The sequence below is a fragment of the Pseudoalteromonas sp. SG45-3 genome (assembly GCF_014164075.1).
Taxonomy (GTDB): domain Bacteria; phylum Pseudomonadota; class Gammaproteobacteria; order Enterobacterales; family Alteromonadaceae; genus Pseudoalteromonas; species Pseudoalteromonas distincta.
Genome location: NZ_JACJEN010000005.1, coordinates 116,771 through 139,981 on the forward strand (window position 1 = coordinate 116,771; position 23,211 = coordinate 139,981).

At 39.2% G+C, this 23,211-nt stretch carries 23 protein-coding genes and 1 pseudogene; 12 read left to right on the forward strand and 12 right to left on the reverse strand.

What is annotated here, in order from left to right; genetic code table 11:
* Nucleotides 1–41 precede the first annotated feature (41 nt).
* From H5126_RS08130 to H5126_RS08140, 3 genes are all read left to right on the forward strand, one after another.
* Entirely contained in the window at nt 42–1,370 is a 1,329-nt protein-coding gene (locus H5126_RS08130) for a GH1 family beta-glucosidase (RefSeq protein ID WP_182696454.1), read from the forward strand.
* 46 nt (nt 1,371–1,416) lie between these two features.
* Nucleotides 1,417–2,739: a glycoside-pentoside-hexuronide (GPH):cation symporter gene (locus H5126_RS08135; RefSeq protein WP_182720449.1), complete on the forward strand. Its 1,323-nt coding sequence runs from the start codon at nt 1,417–1,419 to the stop codon at nt 2,737–2,739.
* A 62-nt stretch (nt 2,740–2,801) separates the two neighbouring features.
* A complete protein-coding gene (locus tag H5126_RS08140) occupies nt 2,802–3,806 on the forward strand; it encodes a LacI family DNA-binding transcriptional regulator (RefSeq protein ID WP_182696452.1) in 1,005 nt (334 codons plus the stop codon).
* A gap of 72 nt (nt 3,807–3,878) precedes the next feature.
* Here the strand turns inward: H5126_RS08140 and H5126_RS08145 are convergent, their stop codons facing one another.
* Nucleotides 3,879–4,547 (reverse strand): DUF2987 domain-containing protein, encoded by a 669-nt coding sequence (locus tag H5126_RS08145; protein ID WP_259413286.1) that lies wholly within the window; start codon nt 4,545–4,547, stop codon nt 3,879–3,881.
* Nucleotides 4,540–5,346, reverse strand: a complete 807-nt coding sequence (locus tag H5126_RS08150; protein WP_024606443.1) for a glucosaminidase domain-containing protein — start codon at nt 5,344–5,346, stop codon at nt 4,540–4,542. Before H5126_RS08150 ends, H5126_RS08145 begins: the two co-directional genes overlap by 8 nt.
* Before the next feature lie 248 nt (nt 5,347–5,594).
* Between H5126_RS08150 and H5126_RS08155 the strand changes: the two genes are divergently transcribed.
* Nucleotides 5,595–6,887, forward strand: a complete 1,293-nt coding sequence (locus H5126_RS08155) for an anti-phage deoxyguanosine triphosphatase (protein ID WP_024595429.1) — start codon at nt 5,595–5,597, stop codon at nt 6,885–6,887.
* Nucleotides 6,888–6,984: 97 nt separating this feature from the next.
* Here H5126_RS08155 and H5126_RS08160 read toward each other — a convergent pair whose 3' ends face one another.
* On the reverse strand, nt 6,985–9,141 hold the full coding sequence (locus H5126_RS08160; protein ID WP_182720448.1) for a prolyl oligopeptidase family protein: 2,157 nt from the start codon (nt 9,139–9,141) through the stop codon (nt 6,985–6,987).
* 164 nt (nt 9,142–9,305) lie between these two features.
* Between H5126_RS08160 and H5126_RS08165 the strand changes: the two genes are divergently transcribed.
* A complete protein-coding gene (locus H5126_RS08165) occupies nt 9,306–9,620 on the forward strand; it encodes a DUF962 domain-containing protein (protein ID WP_182720447.1) in 315 nt (104 codons plus the stop codon).
* Nucleotides 9,621–10,132: 512 nt separating this feature from the next.
* Complete coding sequence (locus H5126_RS08170) at nt 10,133–12,703, forward strand: TonB-dependent siderophore receptor (protein WP_182711618.1); 2,571 nt, start codon at nt 10,133–10,135, stop codon at nt 12,701–12,703.
* A gap of 81 nt (nt 12,704–12,784) precedes the next feature.
* On the opposite strand, the gene H5126_RS08175 is transcribed toward H5126_RS08170, so the two are convergent.
* From H5126_RS08175 to H5126_RS08185, 3 genes are all read right to left on the reverse strand, one after another.
* Nucleotides 12,785–13,786 (reverse strand): branched-chain amino acid aminotransferase, encoded by a 1,002-nt coding sequence (locus tag H5126_RS08175; RefSeq protein WP_257983256.1) that lies wholly within the window; start codon nt 13,784–13,786, stop codon nt 12,785–12,787.
* 191 nt (nt 13,787–13,977) lie between these two features.
* Nucleotides 13,978–15,030: an acyl-CoA desaturase gene (locus H5126_RS08180; protein WP_182720446.1), complete on the reverse strand. Its 1,053-nt coding sequence runs from the start codon at nt 15,028–15,030 to the stop codon at nt 13,978–13,980.
* Nucleotides 15,027–16,070, reverse strand: coding sequence for a flavin reductase family protein (locus tag H5126_RS08185; RefSeq protein WP_182720445.1), 1,044 nt, complete (start codon nt 16,068–16,070; stop codon nt 15,027–15,029). Before H5126_RS08185 ends, H5126_RS08180 begins: the two co-directional genes overlap by 4 nt.
* A gap of 266 nt (nt 16,071–16,336) precedes the next feature.
* Between H5126_RS08185 and H5126_RS08190 the strand changes: the two genes are divergently transcribed.
* From H5126_RS08190 to H5126_RS08215, 6 genes and pseudogenes are all read left to right on the forward strand, one after another.
* Nucleotides 16,337–17,512 carry a PQQ-dependent sugar dehydrogenase gene (locus tag H5126_RS08190; RefSeq protein WP_182720444.1) on the forward strand — a complete coding sequence of 392 codons (1,176 nt, stop codon included), beginning with the start codon at nt 16,337–16,339 and terminating at the stop codon, nt 17,510–17,512.
* Between the two features lie 144 nt (nt 17,513–17,656).
* Nucleotides 17,657–17,836, forward strand: a complete 180-nt coding sequence (locus tag H5126_RS08195) for a DUF6435 family protein (protein WP_007375469.1) — start codon at nt 17,657–17,659, stop codon at nt 17,834–17,836.
* 395 nt (nt 17,837–18,231) lie between these two features.
* Nucleotides 18,232–18,468: a DUF3144 domain-containing protein gene (locus H5126_RS08200; protein WP_024600116.1), complete on the forward strand. Its 237-nt coding sequence runs from the start codon at nt 18,232–18,234 to the stop codon at nt 18,466–18,468.
* Between the two features lie 80 nt (nt 18,469–18,548).
* Nucleotides 18,549–18,692: pseudogene (locus tag H5126_RS08205) on the forward strand (IS3 family transposase); the annotation flags it as partial.
* 126 nt (nt 18,693–18,818) lie between these two features.
* On the forward strand, nt 18,819–18,962 hold the full coding sequence (locus H5126_RS21705; protein WP_232007048.1) for a DUF3465 domain-containing protein: 144 nt from the start codon (nt 18,819–18,821) through the stop codon (nt 18,960–18,962).
* Between the two features lie 43 nt (nt 18,963–19,005).
* A complete protein-coding gene (locus tag H5126_RS08215) occupies nt 19,006–19,344 on the forward strand; it encodes a hypothetical protein (RefSeq protein ID WP_024597909.1) in 339 nt (112 codons plus the stop codon).
* Between the two features lie 108 nt (nt 19,345–19,452).
* Here the strand turns inward: H5126_RS08215 and H5126_RS08220 are convergent, their stop codons facing one another.
* The 6 genes from H5126_RS08220 to H5126_RS08245 form a co-directional block, all read right to left on the reverse strand.
* Nucleotides 19,453–19,896, reverse strand: coding sequence for a GNAT family N-acetyltransferase (locus H5126_RS08220; RefSeq protein ID WP_182720443.1), 444 nt, complete (start codon nt 19,894–19,896; stop codon nt 19,453–19,455).
* Nucleotides 19,897–19,960: 64 nt separating this feature from the next.
* Nucleotides 19,961–20,554, reverse strand: coding sequence for a DUF2238 domain-containing protein (locus H5126_RS08225; protein ID WP_182720442.1), 594 nt, complete (start codon nt 20,552–20,554; stop codon nt 19,961–19,963).
* Nucleotides 20,555–20,615: 61 nt separating this feature from the next.
* Entirely contained in the window at nt 20,616–21,407 is a 792-nt protein-coding gene (locus tag H5126_RS08230; RefSeq protein WP_182720441.1) for an SDR family oxidoreductase, read from the reverse strand.
* A gap of 60 nt (nt 21,408–21,467) precedes the next feature.
* The gene (locus tag H5126_RS08235; protein ID WP_182715776.1) at nt 21,468–21,971 is read right to left on the reverse strand and encodes a DUF962 domain-containing protein; all 504 of its coding nucleotides are present in this window, start codon (nt 21,969–21,971) and stop codon (nt 21,468–21,470) included.
* Nucleotides 21,972–22,055: 84 nt separating this feature from the next.
* The gene (locus H5126_RS08240) at nt 22,056–22,463 is read right to left on the reverse strand and encodes a hypothetical protein (protein WP_182720440.1); all 408 of its coding nucleotides are present in this window, start codon (nt 22,461–22,463) and stop codon (nt 22,056–22,058) included.
* 71 nt (nt 22,464–22,534) lie between these two features.
* Nucleotides 22,535–23,209, reverse strand: a complete 675-nt coding sequence (locus tag H5126_RS08245; RefSeq protein ID WP_182711610.1) for a Crp/Fnr family transcriptional regulator — start codon at nt 23,207–23,209, stop codon at nt 22,535–22,537.
* Nucleotides 23,210–23,211: the final 2 nt, after the last annotated feature.

A 23,211-nucleotide genomic window follows, 5' to 3' on the forward strand; every position in this document is an offset into this window, starting at 1 on the left:
CGCTAAGCGTGCAATTAAGTTCTCAAAAAGGTTTGTAACCAATGACAAAAATATCATTACCATTTAATTCACCTCTATTAACAAAAGACTTTGTTTATGGTGTAGCAACAGCATCATTTCAGATAGAGGGCGGGTATGAGCATCGCTTACCGTGTATTTGGGATACCTTTTGTAGTACTGCAGGTAAAATTGCTGATAATTCACATGGTCATATTGCCTGCGATCATTACAACAATTGGCAACAAGACATAGATTTAATAGAGTCTCTAGGTGTTGATGCTTACAGGCTTTCTATTTCATGGCCTCGCGTTATGACTCAAGACGGAAAGTTAAATCCTGTAGGCGTTAAGTTTTATACTGATATTTTAGATGAGCTAAAACGAAAAAATATAAAAGCCTTTGTTACTTTGTATCACTGGGATTTACCGCAACACCTTGAAGATGAAGGCGGCTGGCTTAACAGAAAAACAGCTTATGCATTTGAGCAGTACGTAGAACTAATTACTAACGCATTTGGAACACGAGTGTATTCTTACGCTACATTAAACGAACCCTTTTGCAGCGCATTTTTGGGTTACGAAATTGGCATACATGCCCCAGGTCTAGTAGGCAAGCAGTATGGTAAAAAAGCAGCTCATCACTTATTACTCGCTCATGGTCTGGCTATGAACGTGCTAAATAAAACATCGCCTGATACTCAAAACGGCATTGTGCTTAACTTTACACCCGCCTACCCGCTTACAGATACTCAACAAGACATAGACAGTGCAAAATACGCTGATGACTATTTAAATCAGTGGTACATGAAACCAATAATGGACGGTAAATACCCTGATATAATTAACCAACTACCTGAGGATCATTTACCAGAAATACACCCAGGTGATATGGAATTAATTTCTCAGCCAATTGATTACTTAGGCATTAACTTTTATACCCGCCAAGTTTATAAGGCGCATCCTACTGACATTTATGAACCCATTGCACCTACAGGTCCGTTGACTGATATGGGATGGGAAGTTTACCCGCAATCGTTCACCGACCTGCTCGTATCGCTTAATAAAACATACACCTTACCGCCTATTTATATAACCGAAAATGGTGCAGCAATGCCCGATACGTATAATAATGGTGCAGTTAACGACTTAGACCGTTTAAGTTATTATAATACTCATTTAAACGCGGTTCATAATGCAATTGAACAAGGTGTTGTTATACATGGCTACTTTGCTTGGAGTCTAATGGATAACTTTGAATGGGCTGAAGGCTATTTAAAACGTTTTGGTATTGTGTATGTAGATTATAAAACCCAGCAACGCACTATTAAAAAAAGTGGCTTAGCTTATAAAGAACTCATCTCTAAAAGATAAGAGCATACCCATAACTAAAAACAAGTATAAAGCGGGATAAATAATCATGGTCAGTGTAAAAGAAAAAATAGCGTATGGCTTAGGCGACACCGCCAGTAATATTATTTTTCAAACAGTTATGATGTTTTTAATGCTGTACTACACAGACGTAGTGGGTTTATCACCCGCTGTTGTCGGTACTATGTTTTTAGCAGTACGTATTTTTGATGCTGTAACCGACCCATTAATGGGCAACCTTGCTGACAAAACACATACGCGCTGGGGGCACTTTCGCCCCTACCTACTTTGGCTTTCGCTTCCTTTTGCCATTATTAGTATTTTAGCGTTTACTACGCCTGATTTAGAAGGCACCGATAAAATAATTTACGCCTTTACTACTTACACACTACTTATGGTGGCTTACACCGCTATCAATATTCCTTATTGTGCATTGGGCGGTGTACTTACTGCAGATGTAAAAGAGCGCGTGACTATTCAGTCTTACCGGTTTGTATTTGGTATGTTAGGCGGCGTAATAGTAGCGGGTTGTACTATGCCAATGGTTGAGTACTTTGGCCAAGGCGATGCAGCTAAGGGCTATCAATACACCATGACTGCAATGAGCATTTTAGGCTTTGTACTTTTTTTACTTTGTTTTTTAGGCACAAAAGAGCGTATACAACAGCCAAAAGAGCAAAACATTCCTTTTGCCCAAAGTGTTAAAGCATTAATTAAAAACGATCAATGGCGAACACTTTGCTTAGCTGCGTTTTTTTTACTTACCGGTCAAGTATTAAGGCTTACGCTTGCTGTTTACTACGTAAAATACTATTTAGGTCGAGACGATTTAATCACCTTATTTATGACACTAGGCGTTGCAGCAAGCATGCTAGGGTGTGCTTTAGCTCAACCGCTTGCAAAGCGCTTTTGTAAAATAAAAGCCTATATAAGCTTACAAGTTATTGCCGCCGCTATTTGTGGTTTTAGTTACTTTATTAGTAAAGATCAATTAGTACTCGCATTTACTGCCTTTATTTTATGGAAATTCTTTTTAGATATGGCAACCCCTTTGTTGTGGGCAAAAATGGCCGACACCATAGATTACGGGCATGAAAAAACAGGTGTACGCATTACGGGTTTAGTTTATTCAGGCGTCATATTTTTTATTAAAATGGGCGTGGCGGTAGGCGGCGCAATTGCAGGCTGGTTGTTATCTTTTTACAGTTATCAGGCCGATGTAGTACAAACACTTGATACTCAACACGGTATTTTACTTTCATTTACTGTGTTACCTGCTTTTGGATCTTTATTTGTTGCCTACATAATGAAAAAATATACACTGACTAATCAGGTTGTTGAAAATATTCAATCTAAACTAACAGCTAGTTAAGATATATACTCTAAGGTATTATTTAGCCGAAGTAGTTAAGGATAAGCGAGTGAACAAATAACATGGCAACAATTTATCAAGTCTCAGAGCTTGCGGGCGTATCGTTAGCCACCGTTTCTCGCGTGATGAACAAAAATACCCGTGTAAGCGATAAAACCAAACAAAAAGTGCTTGATGCCATGGAGCAGCTTGGCTACAAGCCTAACTCAATAGCGCAATCTTTAGCCTCTAACTGTACTAACAGTGTCGGTATTTTAGTGTCTGAGTTACATGGTCCTTTCTTTGCCCAAATGATGGCAGGTATTGAGTCGGAGCTTCGTGCTGCGGGTAAACACGTTATTATTACCACCGGGCACAGTGAAGAAGACAAAGAACAAGAAGGCATTGAGTTTTTAATTAGCAGACGCTGCGATGCTATTATTTTGCACGTTGAAGCCGTATCAGACGACTACCTAATAAAACTAAGTAAAGGCTCTACGCCCGTTTATTTAATGAGCCGTTACGTAGAGCAATTAAAAGACAACTGTATCAGCCTAGATAATCAATTAGGTGGCTACCTAGCCACTAAATCGATATTAAATCAAGGCCATACACAAATAGCGTACATTGCAGGTCCGCAGTTTAAAGCCGATGCTTTTAACCGCTTAGAGGGTCATAAACAAGCACTCACAGAGGCTGGTATTAAATTTGATCCTGCGCTTTATTACATTGGGGACTTTAACGAAACCGGCGGTAGTAAAGGCTTAAAACATTTTATTGATGAAAAACTTAGCTTTACTGCACTGGTATGCGCCAATGACGAAATGGCCTCCGGTGCCATGAAGTATGCACGAGAGCACGGTTATAACTTACCAATTGATTTATCGATTGTTGGATTTGATAACGTTATTTTTGCAAACTACCTATACCCTACACTCACGACCATAGATAATCCGGTCGGGAAAATGGGCGAAATGGCAGCTAAATTAGTGCTTAAAGACGTATATCAAAATAAAAACCTCGTTATAAATCGCTTTTTTGAACCTACTTTAATGCAGCGCGATTCATCAGCACCACTTATTAAATAAAAACCAAAGACTAAAAAAGAGTACTGATTTTGGTACAAAAAAAGCGGCTAAATGCCGCTTTTTGTATGTGAGCTACTTAACAATCCAAGGCGTTACTTTAATAACGTTCGATATATCGCCAAGCACTGCGCTATCATCTTCCCAGCTATCTTTAACTGCAAAATAACACACTGACTTTTCACACGTTATGCTCTTATCATCAAATTGCATTGGGCTTTTAAATGTAACCGCTACGCCCTTTTGCTCTGGTAATAAAAACCACATTAATTTACTTACAAAAAAGCCCGATAAATCAGTTAACAGCTCATCAAGTTCTTCGTTAATGGTATATAACGACTGCTTTGAAAACGTTAAATCTTCAAGTTCGTTTGCTTCTATTTGAAGTTTTAATTGGCAATCATGATCTGGATTTTGTGGCTGCACCACAATGACGGCTTTATCTGTATCAAGTTGCTTATCGAACGGTAATAATAGCTGTGCTTTATCGGTGAAGTTAAGTGGGTACTCGTTTCTTTCAGTTAAAATAGTGCCGCTTTTAATGGCACACGCTTCATTAGTTGCTATATCACTTATATAAAAATTAACTCGCGCATATTGAAAGTCGCCTTTGTTAACAACTTTTAATCGGTCATAAAAACCGTCATACGACATAACAAATTCTCTTGCATTAACATTAAATGCACTCATGCCCAGCAGCACTAACGCAATGGCGTTGGTGCAATTAAAAATGTATTTATTCATCAAAGTAGGCTCTATTTTGGCTAATCATCGTGTTTAGCTCTTCTATATACGCTTCACCGCGCTCAGAGTAAGACATTAAACCATGTGTAAGTTCAGTCGCTAAAATTGGTTTTTGCTCAAGACGTAAGTTTTCACGTATTGCGCGCAAATCTTTATAAGCAGGATGCGTATTTATGTTTTTAAAGTAAGAGTTTATAGCAGCTCTTACCGATTTAAACGCAGCAACTTCGTGTGCAGCTCCAGTATTACGGCGTTTTGGTACCATGCCGCAACCTTTTGTGTAACACCACTGACCAAAAAAGTTAAGGCCAATACGTGCAAAACGCGATGTGCCCCACGCAGATTCATTCGCAGCTTGCATAAGCGCTAATTCTTTAGGAATTATATCAACACGGCGTAGTGCTTGCGTAAGTATTAGCGTATCAATGGTGGTTGGTAAACCGTACGACTTTAATATTGCTGCAATATCTTTGCTTTGCTTTTTTTCTAAAGGTAATTCGTTTTGTAGCATCATGCGTGCTATTTCAAGCTTAGCGCGTTGCTGTAATATTTTTTTGTTTTCGGCTTCAACGTGCGGACGAATAAAGCTAAAAAATGCATGTTTTTTTTCTTTAACATCACTAAATTCTGAAAACTTTGGCAGTTTTACATTATGTAATGGTTTTTCTTTTTTCTTCACTTTTTTTGGTTGTTCTGACGTTTGTTCATCTAGCTCAACATCATCATTTTGTATAAACGGATATGCAAGCGCCCATACAAAAAACACGGTTAGTAAAAGCTTAAAAATCGTTTTTAACATGTATTCTCTCTTTGAAACAACAACTATGCATGGTTAATACACAAGCATACGAAGGCGCATTATACCTAAGCCACTTTATAAACGCGAATAACTGGGGTTTGATGACCTTTTACGGTTGAATTTTCAGCAGTGGATTTGGGTTTTAGATAAAACAGAGCCTATGTAGTGCATTTGTTCATTCGCAATTTATAAGTCCATGGGTATACTGAGCAAAGTTTAATAATATTAACTATGTGTGAGTAAGCAGTATGGATAAACAATGGCAAAGCCGAATAATAGAGCAATATAAACATCGTCCTAACGATAACCGCTCGCCGTGGCAGGTCGACCGTTCGCGTATTATTCATGCCGCAGCATTTAGGCGTTTGCAAGCTAAAACCCAAATTATGGGTATTGGCCTAAACGATTTTTACCGCACTCGCCTTACCCACTCTTTAGAAGTATCGCAAATTGGTACCGGCATATTGCGCCATTTAAAAGCGCAACATAGCGACTTTACGCACTTTCCATCAACTGGACTGCTAGAAACACTGTGTTTGGCGCACGATATTGGCCATCCGCCTTTTGGTCATGGTGGTGAAATAGCGCTAAATTACATGATGCGCGATCACGGTGGTTTTGAAGGTAACGCACAAACACTGCGCATAGTTGCAAAACTTGAGCCCTATAGTAATGGGCACGGTATGAACCTAACTCGTCGTACTTTATTAGGTTTTATAAAATACCCCGCGTTTATTAATACGCTTTGGCATACCATTCCCGATGCCACAACCGGTCGTGCATTTATAAAAGCAGATGATTGGCGCCCTGCCAAAGGGTTATACAACGACGATGCAGCCATATTCAATTGGATAGTAGAACCACTGAGTCAAAACGATAAAACATTGCTAGGTAACCATGCCGCTATTGATAAGTACCGCGCTAAAACAACGTATAAATCGCTCGACAGCGCCATAATGGAACATGCCGACGATATAGCATACGCGGTACATGACTTAGAAGATGCCATTGCAACCCACGTACTCACATTAGACGATTGGCAAACCCATGCTCTGCCCCATTTAAAAGCACTAAACTTTGACTGGCTAAACGCCATGCTTGAATCGCTGACCCAGCGCTTGTTTTCAAAAAATGATTATGAGCGAAAAGATGCCATAGGTGAGCTGGTTAATACCTTTATTATTCATATACATTTGGATATTCAAAACGATAACTTTGAATGCCCTATTTTAAAGTACACCGCTAAATTAGATGCCCAATACGACAGTGTATTGCAAATACTTAAGCATTTTGTGTTTCAACGTTTAATACGTGACCCCGAAATGCAGCAAATAGAATTTAAAGGTCAAAATTTGCTAATAGAGTTATTTACCGCTTTTGCTAGCGATCCGCTGCGTTTATTGCCCGAAACAACACAAGCACAATACATAGAAGCGCAAAAGCAAAACCAAGGGATGCGTATAATTTGCGATTATTTGAGTGGAATGACCGACGAGTACGCCTATAAAACATACCAACGATTGTTTTCACCTATGCAGTAGCTAACTGCTAACTGCTAACATTGAAAAGGCCGAGTAAATTTAATTTACTCGGCCTTTTTGCTCAGCTATTAAAGTTAGCTATTTTGTTAAAGCGCTTTTATAACGACTCTACGCCCATGTTGTATAACGTAAAACCAAATATATCAGCGTACTGCTCAATTGTTTTACTCGTTGGTGTACCTGCACCATGCCCAGCATTGGTTTCTATGCGAATAAGCATTGGATTATTACCCGTTTGCTTTGCTTGAAGCTCAGCGGCAAACTTAAACGAATGCGAAGGAACAACTCGGTCATCATGATCGCCAGTTGTGATCATAGTCGCTGGATACTCAACACCTGCTTTTACATTATGAAGTGGTGAGTAACCTTTAATGTATTCAAACATTTCTTTGCTTTGCTCACTGGTGCCGTAGTCGTATGCCCAGCCAGCGCCGGCAGTAAATGTATGGTAGCGCAGCATATCAAGTACACCTACTGCAGGTAGAGCAACTTGGAATAGGTCTGGGCGCTGCGTCATTACTGCGCCAACTAACAAACCACCGTTAGAGCCACCGCGAAGTGCTAAGCGCTTTTTAGACGTGTACTTTTTATCTTTTAAATACTCAGCTGCGGCAATAAAATCGTCAAACACATTTTGCTTTTGCAATTTAGTGCCTGCATTGTGCCAGTCTTTACCGTACTCACCACCACCGCGAATATTAGCGACGGCGTATACGCCACCTTGCTCAAGCCATACTGCATTAACGGGGCTGAAGCTTGGCGTTAAACTAATATTAAAACCACCGTAACCGTATAAAATTGTAGGGTTTGATCCATCAAGCTTAATGCCTGTTTTATAGGTAATTACCATCGGTATTTTAGTGCCGTCTTTTGATGTGTAAAACACTTGCTCAGACGTGTAATCATCACTATTAAAATCAATAGCCGACTTACGATAAACACCCGATTCACCCGTAGCTACATCAAACGTATAAGTAGTACCTGGTGTTTTGTAGTTAGTGAACGAATAATAAAGCGTTGTTTGATCTTTTTTACCGCCAAAACCACGTGCTGTACCCACGCCTGGCAATGTAATTTCGCGAATTAGCTCGCCTTTTTTGTTGTACTGTTTTACCTGCGAAATCGCGTCAACCATGTAGTTGGCAAAAAAGGTATCGCCGCCTTTTGTAAGATTTAGTACGTTTTTGGTTTCAGGAATTAAATCAACCCAATTTTCAGGGCTTGGGTTACTTGCATCAACCGTCACTACTTTTTTGTTTGGTGCATTAAGGTTAGTAACTAAAAACAGCTTGCTGCCTTCGTTATCAATAACTGATGTATCTGAATCAGTATTTCCTACAACCGTTACAAACTCACTGTTTTTATTTGTTAAGTCCTTTATAAACAGCTTATTGCCTGAAGTAGACGTACTAGCTGAAATAAGTAAGTAGCGGCCGTCATGAGTTACATCAGCGCCTACATAGCGATGCTTTTGTTCATCAGTTTCACCAAATACAACACTATCTGCAGATTGTGCAGTACCTAGCTTATGGTAATACGCTTTATGCTGATCTGTTTTAGCCGACAGCTCACTGCCTTTAGGTTTTTCGTAACTTGAATAATAAAAGCCCTCGTTACCTAACCAATCAATGCCACTAAATTTAACGTCAACAAGCGCTTCTTCAACTTGCTCTTTAGTATGTGCATCAATAACTATAATTTTACGCCAGTCGCTGCCACCTTCAGATATTTGATACGCGAGCAATGAACCATCTTTTGAAAACGATAAACCCGACATAGACGTCGTACCATCTTCACTAAACTTGTTTGGGTCTAAAAATACTTCTACGTCGCCGCCATCTTTACTACGGTACAAAACATATTGATTTTGCAGGCCATCGTTTTTATAAAAATAGGTGTAATCGCCTTCAGTAAAAGGAGGGCCTATTTTTTCGTAGTTCATTAGTTTTTCAAGGCGCTGCTTTAACTTATCGCGATAAGGTATTTGTTCTAAATAAGAAAACGTTAAATTGTTTTGCGTTTTAACCCAATCGGCAGTTTCGCTGCTCATATCATCTTCAAGCCAACGATATGGGTCACTAACGGTTTCTTCAAAGTAGGTATCTACTACATCGCCTTTTTTTGTTTCTGGGTATATAACTGCGTTAACTTGCTTCATAGGTGCTTTTACTTCTTCTTGAGTTACCGTATTAGTTGGCTCTGAACAGCCGCTAAGCGCTACAATTACAGCACACGCTAGAGTATGTTTAAACATCCCGAGTTCCATTCTTATTTATTAATAGTGCGCCTAAGCTATTAACTTTTAGCCCTTTTGTCTATATAGATGCGTTAAGCGCCATTTATCGCTGTAAACAAATGTAAACTTACGCTTTAATAGCATTACCCTCATTAAAATAAAAAACAATAAAAGAGCACACTATGCAAAGTACAAACCCCACGTTTAAAAGCTTTAAAGCCTTCTACCCTTATTATTTAAAAGAGCATCGCAACGTGACTTGCCGCCGCTTACATTTTATAGGAAGCACCCTCGTTCTTGTTGTAATCGCAATAGCATTATTAAAACAACACTACAGTTTATTGTGGCTATTACCTGTTATTGGATATGGGTTTGCGTGGGTCGGGCATTTCTTTTTTGAAAAAAACCGCCCTGCTACTTTTAAACACCCTTTTTACAGTTTGTGGGGAGATTGGGTAATGTTTAAAGACATACTTATTGGAAAAATTAAATTTTAACACTATTTCTAGCACTCTTTTTTATACCAATTACTTATAAAAACAAAATTACTTCATGCTTTAAAGTATAGGTTCTAATAAGTAGTACATAATTTATAATACACCCATTAAATGTTAATTTAGTTAACATTTAATGGGTGTATTTTTATTTTATATTTTTAAAAATATTTATAGCTCAACAGTTGTTTATTGCCAGCCCAATAAAAATGGCTTCCTACAAATAATTAGTTAAATCTACCAACCTCATCTTACCAGTTAATTAAACGTTAAATTTAATTTTTAAATATAATTCATTATCCATCAATTACTTAGCAATCACCTTCGCTATATAACTAAAACAATGGTCATTATAAAAAACAACCAAATGTAATTATAAAAAACCTTAAATTAATTGAATGTTATTCAATTGACTGACTTTGTTAATTAAGTATATGTTCAAGGTAACAAAGAGGTTTAATCTTTATCTTTTTGTAAAAAACTAAAATAATTCAATGGGTATGGGGAAATACAGCATGAATAGAAAACCGTTATTAAAATTACAGCAGTCGGTACCACAAATATTACTCGCCATGAGTGCATCAGCTGCACTAGTTGGTTCGCTCTCAGTAAATGCTGCAGAGCAAGAAACCAAAGCAGAAGAAAACATCGAACAAATAAGCGTAATTGGCTCTCGCCGATTAGGCCGTACAGTAGAAGACAGTGCAGTACCCATCGATATAATTGGTGCAGATGCACTTAAAAATTCAGGCTTTACTGAAACGAATGCCCTACTTAGCAATTTATTACCTAGCTTTAACTTCCCGCAAGCATCACTTACTGATGGTAGCGACCATGTACGCCCTGCTCAACTTCGTGGTTTAGCACCTGATCACACTTTAGTGCTTGTTAATGGTAAACGCCGCCACAGTAATGCATTACTTAACTTAAATGGCTCAACGGGTCGTGGTTCATCATCAGTTGATTTAAATGCTATTCCAGCAAATGCTATCGACCGCATTGAAGTATTACGTGATGGTGCAGCAGCCCAATATGGCTCTGATGCTATAGCCGGTGTTATTAATATTGTGCTTAAAAGTGCCAGCAGCGGTGGTTCAGTTGCGGCTATATATGGTGCTAACGTAACCGAAATGGACGGTGTACCACAGCTTGAGTCTGTATCTGAAGGCAGTGATGGTAATTTAGCCTTTACTGAAGGGGGCGATCGCTCTTTAACAGACGGCCAAACACTAACGCTGCAAGGTAATATGGGTTTTGAACTTGGCGATAATGGCTTTTTAAACATTTCAACAGAATACCGCGACCGCCATTCAACTAACCGCTCTGACTACGATAATCGTGAAAACTACGCACGATTAGATGATGGCTCTCTCGACCCACGTGAACTTACCGTAAATCGATATAACCATAACTTTGGTAATGGCGATGTAGAAGACTTTTCAGTGTTTTATAACGCAGGTTACCAGTTAACAAATGAGGTCGATTTATATTCGTTTGGCTCTTACAGCAAACGCGAAGGCGAAGGCGGTGGTTTTTATCGCCGTGCAAGCGATAGCCGTAATATAGAAGAAGTATACCCTGATGGCTTTTTACCTGTTATCACCTCAGACATAGATGACTTTTCACTGGCACTTGGCGCTAAAGGTTTTGTAAGTGAATGGAATTACGATGTATCTGCCGTATATGGTCAAGATGCATTTGAGTTTGGTGTAATAAATAGTTTAAATACCTCATACGGCCCGACTAGCCAAACAAGCTTTGATGCAGGAACACTTACTTACGATCAACTTACCTTAAACGTTGATTTTAGTCGCGAAGTAGACGTCAGCTTTTTAGAAAGCTCGGTAAGTGTAGCTGTAGGTGCTGAGTATCGCCGCGAAGGATACCAAATAGATGCAGGCGAAGAAGCTTCATATGCACAAGGCACATTTGGCCCAGGAGGCGCAGTAACCGACCCAGTTGATGGCCCATTTGGCGCAGCGGGCGCACAAGTATTCCCGGGGTTTACACCCGAATCAGAGGGCGACAATAGCCGCCATAACGTGAGCTTGTATATAGACCTTGAAACCTACCTAACCGACGATTGGAATTTAGCGGTTGCCGCCCGTTATGAAGATTACTCAGACTTTGGCGATACACTTAACGGTAAAGTTGCGACTCGTTATTCATTAACTGAAGACTTAGCGCTGCGCGCCTCTGTATCAACTGGTTTTAGAGCACCCTCTTTGCAGCAACAATACTTTACCTCAGTGGCCACTGTATTTGTTGATGGCGAACCAACCGAAACAGGTACGTTCGCACCAAGCAGCGATGTAGCAAAAGCACTGGGCTCACCTGGTCTTGATGCAGAAGAAGCTACTAACTACGGCGTTGGTTTTACATGGTCTACCGACTTTAATTTCAGCTTATCGGTTGATTACTACCAAATATTAATTGATGACCGCATTGTGTTATCAAACAACTTATCGGGCGATGCTATTGCCGATTTACTTCAAGGCACAGGCGCTAACCAAGGTCGTTTCTTCTTAAATGCAATTGACAGTAAAACCCGTGGTGTTGATGTGGTTGCCTCTTATAATGTAGCAACTGATGGTTATGGCGATTTAGCCTTTAACCTAGGTTACAACTACGGTAAAAATGAAGTAACAAATATTATCGACCCACCAGCAGAGCTGCAAGGTGCTGGGTTTGATCAAGACAACTTGTTCTCAGGCACTGAGCTACGTCGTTTTGAAGTAAGCACACCGCGTAATAAGTACAACTTAAGCGCAACATGGACTAACGACGACATACGCACCACGCTTAGAACAACGCGTTACGGCGAAACTCAAGACCCTTCAGATATCCCAGAACGTAACGAAGTGCTTAAGCCTAAATGGATAACCGACTTAGATGTCGCCTACTCGCTTAGCGAAAACTTATCGCTGAGCTTAGGGGCTAATAACATTTTTGATGTTTACCCAGATGCAACCCGTGAAAATGTTGACGATGTAACCACCTTCTCACGTTTATTTGCTTACTCTAGCTTCTCGCCGTATGGATTTAACGGACGCTACGTGTACGGTAAAATAGAAATGAAGTTTTAATAAGCGCAGCTTAAAGTAACCAAACACACAAAAGCCACCGATTAGGTGGCTTTTTAATGCGAGTTGCTGATAAATCTATAATTAGATTTTAGTTAACCAGCCGTGCTTGTCTTCACTTTTACCCCATTGAATATCGTTCAATGCTTGGCGAAGGCGTGCAGTCGTTGGGCCTGGCTCGCCAGTACCTACTTTGTACTCTTTATCGTTATGAATAAATGTACCCACAGCAGTTAGTACAGCTGCAGTGCCCGAAAGCGCCGCTTCAGTACCTGGTTTAGCAGCACGCTCTAATAGCTCAGTAACGCTAAAGTTACGCTCGCTTACCGTCATACCTAAATCTTTGGCTATGGTTAAAATACTATTACGCGTTACACCATGTAAAAACGTGCTATCGAGCGCTTTAGTAATAATTTCGTTGCCATCAATAAGTATAAAGTTAGCAGCACCGGTTTCTTGTACGTCGCCACCTGGGCAAAATAAAATTTGATCAGCTTGATACTTAGTTCGTGCAGCACTAATAGGTGCTAGAGCACTGGCGTAGTTACCACCACTTTTTACCATACCCATGTGCGGAGCGCAGCGCATACCATCTTCTTCAAGCAGTACGCGCAGTGCAGTTGCACCACCGGCAAAGTAATCTCCTACTGGCGATAGTAGCGTGTACAAAAGCGAGCTCATTGATGGCGCTGCTGCTTTACCAATTGCCGCCTCAGTACCAATGTGCGTTGGGCGAATATACATAGAGCCCGGCGGTAATGGCGTTTCATCTGCGTATTCGCGCATAATATCGATAATCATCGTTTTTAGCATATCGCTGTCAAAACTCGGTAAGCTTAATAGCGCTGAGCTTTGTTGCATGCGTGCAATGTTTGCATCCATTCTAAAAAGATAAACAGAACCATCTTCATGGCGAAAGGCTTTTAAGCCTTCAAAACATGTACTTGAATAATGAAGAACGTGCGCACCAGCATGAAGTTCAAGTTTATCGGAAGGGACAATTGAGCTTTCGCTCCATTTATTATCAGAAAAACGAGCTTGAATCATCTGCGGCATAAACACGGTACCAAATGCGGCCATTTTAATCTCTCTTGTGTGGTCTATTTCCCTCCATTGTATGACAATCACACGCTATTTAACCATAGCTAAAGTAAGGCTTTTTTAATTAACTATGAGAATTTTTTGCAAGTGCTGTTTACTAATCAACCGCTTTGGGTGCTATAAACAAAAAAATCGACCTATGCTGTTACATAGATCGATTTTTTAAAACAAATAATTTATTTAAACGAGTATTTAATAATACGTTTTAATACCGACGTATACTGCCTAAAAAAGCCACCCGTATGGTAATCAATACCGTGTTTTTGCAAAACAGATTGTACTTGCGGTGCAACTTCTTGATAGCGCGAAGACGGCATATCTGGAAATAAGTGATGCTCTATTTGGCAGCTTAAATGCCCTGTTAAAACATGAAACCAATGCGACCCTTTAATATTAGACGAGCCCAGTACTTGGCGGTAATACCACTGTCCCTGTGTTTCGTTTACGCAGTCTTCTTGTTTAAAGGTTTGCGTTTCTTCAGTAAAGTGACCACAAAATATTATGGTTGATGTCCATAAATTACGGATTAAGTTTGCCACTAAATTACCCGCCAATACCCATAAAAATAAAGGGCCTGCAAGTAACGGAAATATCGCATAATCTTTAATTAACTGGCGAGCGCCTTTACTAAAAAAGCGCTGCTTTAATGTAGAGTGCGATACAAGCCCTTCGCGGTTTTCTTTCTTTTTACCAATAAAAACACGCTCTGCAGCTAACTCGTGATACGACACGCCCCACTGAAATAACACACTTAAATTAATATACGTAAAAAACTGCCATACATTTTTAAAACGCCACTTGAAATCATCGCTTAAACGCAACAAGCCATAACCAAAGTCTCTGTCTTTACCAATAATATTAGTATACGTATGGTGTTCAAAGTTATGAACGCGATGCCAACTTTGTCCATCGCACGCTATGTCCCACTCATAATGTTGTGAGTTAAGTTGCTTGTCGTTCATCCAATCGTATTGACCATGCATTACATTGTGGCCAATTTCCATATTGTCTAAAATTTTAGCAAGCGCTAATAGCAACACACCTGCAACCCACAATAATGGCTGAATAAAACCAAGCATTAGCAAAATTCGCCCGCTCCATTCACACACTCGCTGTTTGCGCACAACAGAGCGAATATAGTCAGCATCTTGTTGGCCAACTTTGCCAAGGGTGTCCATTTTAATGGCATCTAGCTCGCTTGCGAGCATGTCATAGTTAATGTTTTTCATAATTGTAACTCCAAATCACTAACAGGTTGGCTTACGCAAAGTTGTATTAATTGCTCGCCGTTGTCACTCAATTCACCTGTTTTTAAATTACGTACCACGCCTGACTTTTTAATACATTGGCATTGATGACAAATACCAATACCGCAACCGCGTTTAACCGGCAATTGTTTTGCTTCAAACTGGGGTAGTAAAACATCGTTGCCCGATACAACATGGGCACTGGCGTTAATTTTTACATTAAATTGGCTGTCGTCGTTTAAGGTAGGCAGCGCCAAACCAAAGGCCTCTTGGTAGTAATTTAGCTTATGCGTTTTAGCAAAATCGCCCACCGTTTGCATAAATGCTGCAGGACCACAGCAGTAAATGTCTGGATTTTCCCACGGCTTAATATTGCTGGTTATATCGCTTGATTGCTCACGCGTTAATAATAAAAACGAAAAATGCTCAAACTGCGCCGCCAACTCACTTAGCTCATCAACACATTGATGCTCAGTAGCTTTTGCGTAATACACTAACGACACTTTTTGTGTAGTTTGGCTTAAGTAATCATCAAGCATAGCCAGCATAGGTGTTATACCCGATCCGCCTGCAATAAAAGTGGCTGGCGTGTGTGTGTTTTTAAATACAAAGTCGCCGCTTGGCGCAGAAATATTGCACCACAACCCCGCTTTTAATGCACTGCTTAGTAAGCCTGTAAAGCGCCCTTGCGCATTTGTTTTGATTAGTAAGCGCACCAAACCTGTATTTTTAAATTGCTTAGCGCTTGAGGCCACGGTAAAAACGCGTGTTAATAATCGCCCATTAATTTCAACCGTTAAACTTATATGCTGCCCTGACGTATGCGCCTGCCATTGTTTGCTTGGCTTAAGTTGCACACTTAAAAAACCGCCATCAAGTACAGCTGTACTAACTACTTGCGCTCTAAACTGCCCTGCACGCCAAGCAGGTTTAAACACCTGCATTACGGGCTCTATGTAGCCTGCAAAACTTTGATGGTGTAAAAACCATTTTGAAAATTGGTTTAATACTTGAGTCATCATGGTTAAATCTCTATCAAATCTTAATTGCTTTGAACTTACACGTGTACGCCCAAACTTCAGCGCACAAGTGTACGCTCAAATTTCAAGTTTTCAACCCCAATAGAGTAATTATTCAATTTTTATTAGCGCAATTTGCTAAAACAATTTCCTGTGAAGAGGTAATTTTAAAATATATAAGTGTGCATTTTTCATTCAACTCAGCACTTAACAAATTTATTTATGCCATGTTAAGGTTATGTAAGATTGGATTAATTTTGGAAGCCATAATGATAAATTTAATGTCACAAAACACACTCCCTAAACTAATAAGTGCAGGCTTAGCCGTTGCTATATTTGCTACTAACGCACCCGCGCATGCAAAAAGCGATTACGTAAAAAACTATAAGCAGCTCGATACTTTATCGCTTAGCGTTAACGCAGTAACAGCGGCAGAAGGTGTAGTTATACCTTGGGCTATTGAGCCTTTAGCTAATGGTGATTTACTAATATCTGAGCGCAGTGGAGCCTTATTTTTATTACCTAAAAATACCACTAAATTAACTAAGGTTTCAGGGCTTCCCGACATTGGCGCTAATGGCCAAGGTGGATTACTTGATTTATCACTACACACCGATAGTAAGCAAAACCAATGGCTGTACTTTAGTTACTCAAGTAGTGAGGGCAAAGGAAGCGGAAGTAACACCGCCTTAATGCGCGCCAAGCTAAATAGCGATCACACGCAGTTATCTGATCAACAATTGCTATACAAAGGCGAGCATAACAGCACTAAAGGCCAACACTATGGCAGTCGTATTGTGTTTGATAATGAAGGTTATGTTTATTTTTCAATTGGCGATCGCGGCTCGCGCGACATAAACCCGCAAGATCTCACGCGGGACGGCGGTAAAATTTATCGCTTACACGAAAATGGTAATATCCCAAGTGATAATCCGTTTGTTAAACAAAAAAATGCAAAACATGCGGTATGGTCTTATGGACACCGTAATCCACAAGGCATGTGGTTTGATAATCAAAATAATATTTTATGGTCTCACGAACACGGGCCACGCGGCGGCGATGAGCTTAATATAATAAAAAAAGGCGCTAACTACGGATGGCCTTTAGTAAGTTATGGCGTTAACTACAGCGGTACCAAGTTTACAGACCTTAAAGAAAAAGACGGCATGCAATCGCCCGTATTACACTGGACCCCTTCAATTGCCCCTTCCGATATGTTGTATGTAACGAGTGATAAATACCCAAAGCTTAAAGGTAAGCTATTATTAGCATCAATGAAATTTGCATTTATTAGCGCATTGGAAATCTCAAAGGGTAAGGTTGTTAAGCAATATAAAATACTCGATGGAATAGGCAGAGTACGCAGCTTAGCCCAAGGCAGTGATGGTTTTATTTATTTAGGTATTGATGGCCAAGGTATTAAACGCCTAGAGCCAGAAACGTAAGCACTAGCACTGGCACGCAAAATTACACTGCGTTTACTTTGCGCTTTTAAAGCGCAAAGTAAACATTTTCACCAAACAAAGAACTATTAAGCCAATTAATGCGTACACTAAATACATATAATTTAATAAATTAAGAGAATACTAATGTTTTCATTTTTAAAGCCTGATCCCGTAAAAAAACTGCGTAAAGAATACGACGTAAAACTAGAGCAAGGCATGCAGGCACAAAGAAAAGGCGACATTAAAAGCTTCGCCATGTTAAGTGCAGAAGCCGAAAAAATCTGGAGTGAAATAGAAACTCTAGAGGCAAAAAAAGCTAAATAATTAATGACCTCGTTTTTACAACTTCCACCACCAGTAAACCACCTTTTATAATATGCTTACACAAACAAGTGTACTTAAAGCGGTTACTTGCATTATCGCCGCCGTTTTTTAGTGGCTGTTAAATCATTTAAAAAGGCTTTTAGCTTTCATTTTAAATATGTAATTGCTACATTTACGTACAGTACTGGCGTTTTTCCTCCTAAGTCAAAAAATGAGGACGTTTTCCTCATTTGTGCATATCATTAAAAGAACAACCCGCCTGAAAGTTTATAACTGGCAATGTGTTACAAGATTTGCTATTACTATTAAAAATAACTAAGAGGACATACTTTGCTCATAAAAAGAGGAAAGTGTCCTCTGATAAAGCTATTATATGTTTAGGGAATGTTCAGAGTATGGATGAAAAATTTGAAGAAGTAGTCGGCCGGTATTTAGAAAAAGCGATTGAAGTTGAAACTGAGACTTCAATGTCTCAAGCAAGCTCTTCAATGCTATTTGCTACCGCTTGCTACAATGCTCAAAACATTCTTGATAAATCATCCCCAAACAACCTCGAAGCTAATATTACAGAGTATATTGAAATGTATGAGGATATGCTTAGGAACTCTATTGAGCACTACTCCAGCAAATAAACATATAACAAGGCAAATCAACAAGGACTGCTCCTCACCCGTTTTAGTGGACACCTCCTCATCACTATGAGGAGACTAAAATGCCTAGATATACTCAAGCTAGAAAGACACGGTTTTACCCAGTTAATTTCAAAATCAAAGCAGTCGAACTAAGCTTACGAGACGATGTCTTGATAAAGAAGGTTGCTAAGACGCTTGATATTCATCCGTTAATGCTCAGTCGTTGACGAAAAGATTCCTATATTAAACGTCGATAATAAAGGCTGGCGTCATCAAAAGTTTATTCTTAAATTAAGTTCAGCATTACTATTTTAATCGCACATAACATTGACCTAGCCCCAAAAATTAAATTGATTTCGAAAAGTGATAATGTTCAATTTTATAGAGAGTATGAGTGGAATAAAAAAGTGGCCGTAGTACACTGGACTCATAAAGATCCCAACGGATATCATGTTGGTGGTTGGTTAAAACACAAAGGTAAAATATACCAATAGCTTTATAGCAATCTGTTAAAGTAAAAAGGTAAGGAAAACGAAAATGACAATGCAATGGATCGCAATTTTGGCGGCTTTAGGCTGGTGTTTATTACAAGTAATACTTTTGCTTATATCTTCACAATGTATTTTTTTAATGATCGAGTTTCGCTCTGATAATGAGCATAAACTGTATCAAAAACTTCTATCAAACTTTATTAAATATCTTTTTTACTCCTTATTTATTTTACCACTCATCTCTCTAGGTTTGTTTATATATGGTGTTATTAACATTAAAGAATGGTGTGAACTTAAGCCTGGATTGTGGGTATTTGCTGCTTGGTGGGTGGCTCTATTTGTACTTTCTTATGCTCTATCAATGAAGAAAAAATATCGTATTTAAAAGAGTATTAATATCTACCGCCAAAAAGTTTATAACATCAAAAAACAGCTTACTAATTAGCTATATAGTGAATCATAAAAATAATAACCCCACTTTAGAAAGTACTCTCTACTTACTATCACCATACACATTCTCAGGATTTATTTGCATTAGTAGTGCGGGGTTGTCTATCGGTTTAAACCCGTATTGTGCATAAAGACCATGTGCATCAGAAGTTGCTAATAAAAAGCGCCTGAGCCCTTGTAGCTCAGGGTGCTCTACTATTGTTTTAATAAGTAACTTACTCAGCCCATTACCTTGCAAGTGCGGGGCAATAAATACATCGGCTAAATAGGCAAAGGTTGCTTTATCGGTAACTACTCGGGCAAATCCAACTTGCTCGTTATGAGCGCTGTAAACACCAAAGCACATTGAGTTATCAATAGCCGATTGCATCACGCTTTTAGGAATGCCTTTGGCCCAATAGCTATTAGCAATAAAGTTATAAATAACGTTAAAGTTAAGTTTACTTTTATCTGTGCTGATTGAGTAATCACTAGTGTTTGCAGTCATAAGTTAATAGTCTTTTATTAATATTTTATAAGCGTTTCTATATAGTCTTTAACGTTCCTATAGCCTATAGATAATCTTTAACGTTTTTAAGCTGTTTGTCGTGTACTTTTGAAAGCATTAACAACGAGCAAATAGCCCCAAATAACGCCAGTCCCATATCTGATTGGGTATCCCACACGTAACCTTGCGTGCCTAAAAATGCTTCTGCGTTTTCGCCGCTTAACACTGCAACCAACCACTCTATTAATTCGTAAAAGGCGCTAAATGCCAAACATACCGAAATAACAAAGGTGATTAACCAGCCTCTACCATTTACTACTTTTTTGCGCAGTAAAATTTCGCGTGCTAGTAGTGCAGGTACAAACCCTTGAAAAAAGTGCCCTACTTTGTCGTAGTTATTACGCTCGCTACCAAATAGGTTATCGAACAAAGGGACTTCGGCGTAGGTGTAATGCCCGCCAATCATCAGCACAATGCAATGCGCTAAAATAAATGTATATAAAATAGGAGTAAGTTTAAAGTGACTATAGGTACTTGCTAGCAGCACTAAACCAATAATTGCGGGGATAACTTCAAGCAGCCATGTAAATTGATCTTTTGGGTTAATACCAGACCAAATTAATACAATAAAAAACAGGCTCAGCCATAAATACTTCATTTAGAATCCTTTTCTAAATTGATCAAATTTACGGCATTTTACGCCTTTGAAATAAACGACGCTACCTATAGTTTGTTTTTGCAGTAATGCGATTAAACAAAGTAGGAAAAAAGCGCTTAATTGTGGGCGCCCAACCACTTAAACCTTTGCCAATAATCACTTCGTCTTTTTTATCGCTAATGGCACGAATCATTTTTGAAGCCGCTACGCTTACATCCATCCCATTTTCTATCGACTCTTCTGGTTTATTTTGCGCTATGCCTTGCTCGTTTAGTGAATTATGCGCAATTGCTGTTTTAATAGAGCCTGGGCAAATTGTTAAACAATGAATGTTATGTTGTGCTACTTCTGCACGTAGGCAATCCATAAAACCAACCACCGCATATTTAGAACCCGAATAACCCGTTCTAAATTTTGAACCTACTTTACCCGCCACACTACTAATAGACACAATTGAACCACTGCGCCTTGCCACCATAGTAGGTAATACAGCTTTAGTAAGTGCAATTAAGCCAAAGTAATTAACCTCCATTAATTGGCGATACACGTTAAAATCGTTTTCTAAAAATAAACTGCGCTGCGATACGCCGCCGTTATTAATTAAAATATCTATTGCAGGAAGATCGTTCATTTTTGCTGTTACTGTACTCAGTACATGCTCTGGCTGAGCTAAGTCCAGCGGCATAACTAAGTGCCCTTCGCCTTTAAGCGTTGCTTTTAAATCGTTTAGTTTATCTACATTGCGCGCCGATAAAATAACGCGCGCTCCAAGCTCGGCAAATTGTATAGCAAGCTCTTTACCAATACCTGACGATGCCCCGGTGATCCACACGGTTTTATTATTATATTGCATGCGTTATCTGCCCTTTTATTGTTATTTATTAGGTTTTATAAAGGTACTTAGTAAAGTATTTTACGCCTTTGTAGGACCTGCTATCGCGTTTACTTCATCTTCTAATGTTTTGTAAAAACCCATTAAAAATAGTAGTTCAACAGTTACGTACAAAGGGCCTATAATTAAACCAATTAGATCATCTACAAACGCCGGTTTTTTACCTTCGTAATAATGCCCAATAAACTGTAATACCCAACCAAATACAAACACACCTACGCCAATACTCAACCAAGGCCAAAACGCCATTGCCGCAATAGGCTGAGCAGCAACAAGGAGTAAAGTAAATATCACGGCCATAATAAAGCCAAGCGAAAAGCTTAGCATAAAATAATAAACAACCGACGCTAATACAAAAAGTTGTGCGCCATCAATTACTACACTACCAAGGGGGATTTGAATACGTGCTAGTAAACACAACGCCGCAAATACAATGAGCGGAATACCAATAAAGTGCGTTAGTACATTACGCTTAGAACGATGATATAAACCATATTTACCAAGCTGCTGTTGAAGTGTTTTCATTGTTTTGCCTTTATTTTTATATATAAAACTTACTTTAGCAAAAGTAGACACAACAACAATGTCAGGTATCCGACATTTTGTAAATTAAACAAATGCAGAAATTATTTTACCCGGCTCATGCTCACCTTGCATATCCGTTCGCTCGCGCCCTTTTTGATACTCTTGCTCAAGCATTTTTTGAAGTTCCTCTATTTTATCAGCAATTGCGCTAGGGTCTGCGCCCTCACTTTGCTGTTCTTTAATGAGCTCTTCTATTGTCGCTTTTAGCTCGTCTATTTTGTCTTTGTTTACACCTAAGCGCTGATAAACCAGCGCTTCTTGGGCACTTTCTAAAAACGTTTGATCTTTAGGCGTTGAGCTTATGCCTTTAACACCATTTGGTTTTTCATTAGGGAGGGTATTAGTTGCCGCAACTTCGCTTGAACCTGCCGCTTTATTTACTGTTGGAGAGTTATAATTACTATATTGATTTTTAAAGGTTATTGTAGTCATTAGCTCAAATCCATTGTTGCATTACATATTATGTAGCAATTTTGGTTCCAACTAAATAAAGCAGCTTCTATTTAAGCTTGTGTAGCACGGGCCTGTAACTTTTGTTTATCTAAAACAGTTATGCGTTGATACCCCAAACTAATAGCTTGTAAGCTAACAAGCTGTTGCAGTATTTGATTAATAGTTTGGCGCGTTAGGTAGGTCATATCAGCAAGTTGCTGCTGAGATAAAACAAGCGGTGTTAAGTGCTCTGTATGTTCGCTAAGCATTAAAAGTCGATTGCATACTTTTTGCTCAGCGCTTAGTAATGCGTGATCTTCCATTGAGGTAAACATTAGGCGTAACTTTTGTGCCAGCAATAAACCAAACTCTTGCCAATATTGTGGCTGTTCGTTTAATAGCTGTTCAAGCGCGCGTTGGGGCACGTAAAAAAGCACAACATCAGTTTGTGCATATACATCGTGAGTGCGCAGGCCACCATCAAACAAGGTAACTTCGCCAAACCACAGTGATGAATCAATAAAGCTCAATACGGCTTCTTTGCCTTCGTTACTTACGCCACTAATACGCACCACGCCGCTAAGCACTGCATAAATTCCATCGTGCTTATCACCTCGCAAAAATAATGACTGCTGAGCCTTTAGCGAGAGCGTTTTGCCCTGCGTTAGTAAAAAGCTTTTTAAATAAGCGCTACGGTTTTTAAACCAATGCCCTTGCTCTATTACGTTTTGCTGCTGTGGAGTCATTA